Genomic DNA, 2427 nt, shown 5'->3' with positions numbered 1-2427 from the left:
GGTGGCCAGAGCCACCATCGCCGCTCACGAGACTGATCAGCTGGAGCGCTTCGAGCGGAGGAGCGCGAAGGCCCGTTCGTCGCGGTCCTGGGCGCTGGGGTTGGAGTCCTCCTGGCAGCCGACCGTGGTGAAGTCGACCACCTCCCAGCCGGTGCGGTCGAAGAGCCGGCGCAGCCCGGCCTCGCTGAAGATCCAGAAGTTGGTCGCGTCGTCGTTCGCCTCGGCCGGGTCCAGCAGGTAGGCCACCGGCTGCTGCTGGATGCAGGTGCCGTCCGGGGTGACCTGCGCGATCCGGGTCGAGACGAAGCACAGGTCCGCGCGCCGGGCCAGCTGCTCGAGCACGAAGTACGGGTTCTTCAGGTGGTAGAGCAGCCCGAGGAAGAACACCGCGCCGTAGTGCTCGGCGGGCAGCTCGAACTGCGAGTCCAGGTCGATCTCGTGCACCTGGACCTTCGAGTCCAGCTCGGTCACCAGCCGCCGCGCGCCGCGCAGGCCGTTGAAGTTGGTCGGCGCGTTGTCGATCACATCGACCTGGCAGCCCAGCTCGTCCTCCAGGAAGAACCCGAAGTCGCCGTCGGCCGCGCCGATGTCGGCGATCCTGGTGCCCGCGATCTGGTCGAACACCTGCCGCTGCGGCCCGCTGAGCAGCGCATCCAGGTGGAAGATGTTGGCCATCGTGTCGTACGGGTACCAGCCGAAGTCGCTGGGCGCGATGGCGTCCTTGCGCGCCAGCAGGTCTTCGCGGAAGGCCAGCGCCCGCTCGCGCAACGTCTCGAAGTCCATGTGATTCCCGTCCTGGGCGTCGGTGCGCGCCAGATCATGCCCGACGCCACACTCCGCCGAGCGCACTTGGTGGTTATTCTTTGCCCGTGGAACTTATCGACTTCCTGCACTACGGCCTCGTCACCCTCGTCGGCCTCGCGGCCGTGGCGACCATCTGGTTCGCCTGCTACGTGCTGTACCGCCTGTACAGCGACTGATCCGGGGCCACCGGTACCCTTCCCACCGTGACTGCAACGCCCAACGAACCGCAGCCCGGCAGCGGGGACGCCGCGGTCGCCGCAGCTGCCGAGCGCGCCAAGCTCACCGCGCACCGCAACGTGCCGGAGTTCGAGGACCTGCCCGGCCCCGGCGACACGGCCAACCTGCGCCTGGGCCCGTCCCTGGACGACGCCTGCCTGGCGCTGCTGCCGATCGTCGGCGTGTGGCGCGGTGAGGGCGAGGCCGCGCACCCGTCGATCGACGAGACCTACCGGTTCATCCAGCAGGTCACGATCGCGCACGACGGGCGCCCGTTCCTGACCTACGAGAGCCGCGCCTGGCGGCTCGACGGGGAGGGCGGCTCGGTCGTCGCTCCGGCGTTCCGGGAGACCGGGTTCTTCCGCCCGCAGCCGGACGACACCATCGAGCTGCTGATCCTGCACGAGACCGGCGTCGCGGAGATGTTCTTCGGCAGGCCGACGGCCCAGACCACCTGGCAGTTCGGCACCGACGCGGTCCTGCGCACCCCGACCAGCGAGGACGTCACCGCGGCCAGCCGGCTCTACGGCGTGGTCGACGGCGCGCTGGCCTACGTCGAGGAGCGCGCGACCTCCGAGCACGAGCTCCAGCCCCGGCTGTCGGCCAAGCTGGACCGCATCGTCGGCTGATCCCGCGAAGTTTCGACCCGGCCCCCGCTGCGCACCCGCAGCGGGGGCCGTCGTCATTCGCCTGGCGTTGTCAGCCCTCTCCGCTAGTTTCTCGAGCAACGACAACGACATAGGGAGAAACCGATGCCGAACATCCTCAGCGGCGAGCGCGCGGACATCCTGGAGCTGCTGCGGACGCACCGCGGTTTCCTCCGCTACACGGTGCAGAACCTGACCGAGGAGCAGGCCCGCTCGCGGCCGACCAAGAGCGAGTTCTCCCTCAGCGTGCTGATCAAGCACGTCACGTCGGTGGAGCGGAACTGGGCCGACTTCATCCGCAACGGCCGCAAGTTCGACGCCTACGACGAGGCGGCTTTCGCCGAGATGGCGGCGACGTTCCAGGTGACCGAGGAGGAGACGCTGGAAGCGCTGCTGGCCGAGTACGAAGAGGTCGCGCGGAAGACCGACGAGATCGTCGAGACGGTCCCCGACCTGGACCTCTCGCACCTGCTCCCGGACGCGCCGTGGTCGGAGGAGAAGGGCAAGCGCTGGACGATCCGCCGGGTGCTGCTGCACATCGCCGCTGAAACCGCCCAGCACGCGGGCCACGCGGACATCATCCGCGAGACCATCGACGGCCAGAAGACCATGGGCTGACCGGCCCCCCGAACCAGTTCCATCGGCGCGTCCGGTGCCCGACACGCCGACACCTGTGGACAGGCCACCGGGCAGCACCTGGTGATGACCGACCTGGCCCCGTCGGCGCCCGGTGATGTGATGGGCACCGGGCTGTTCTACT

The 2427-nt window shown here is 69.3% G+C and carries 3 protein-coding genes; 2 read left to right on the top strand and 1 reads right to left on the bottom strand.

Features of this window, described 5'->3' with window-relative positions:
• Positions 1-36: 36 nt before the first annotated feature.
• On the bottom strand, positions 37-783 hold the full coding sequence (locus ABTZ89_RS37960; RefSeq protein ID WP_351054147.1) for a class I SAM-dependent methyltransferase: 747 nt from the start codon (positions 781-783) through the stop codon (positions 37-39).
• 224 nt (positions 784-1007) lie between these two features.
• Here ABTZ89_RS37960 and ABTZ89_RS37955 point away from each other — a divergent pair, with 224 nt between their 5' ends.
• Entirely contained in the window at positions 1008-1649 is a 642-nt protein-coding gene (locus ABTZ89_RS37955) for a heme-binding beta-barrel domain-containing protein (protein ID WP_270952217.1), read from the top strand.
• A 123-nt stretch (positions 1650-1772) separates the two neighbouring features.
• Positions 1773-2285, top strand: coding sequence for a DinB family protein (locus ABTZ89_RS37950; RefSeq protein WP_270952216.1), 513 nt, complete (start codon positions 1773-1775; stop codon positions 2283-2285).
• Positions 2286-2427: the final 142 nt, after the last annotated feature.

This window comes from Saccharopolyspora sp. NPDC002686, from assembly GCF_040295745.1.
Classification (GTDB): domain Bacteria; phylum Actinomycetota; class Actinomycetes; order Mycobacteriales; family Pseudonocardiaceae; genus Saccharopolyspora; species Saccharopolyspora oryzae.
This window is presented reverse-complemented; position numbering and strand designations above follow the sequence as displayed.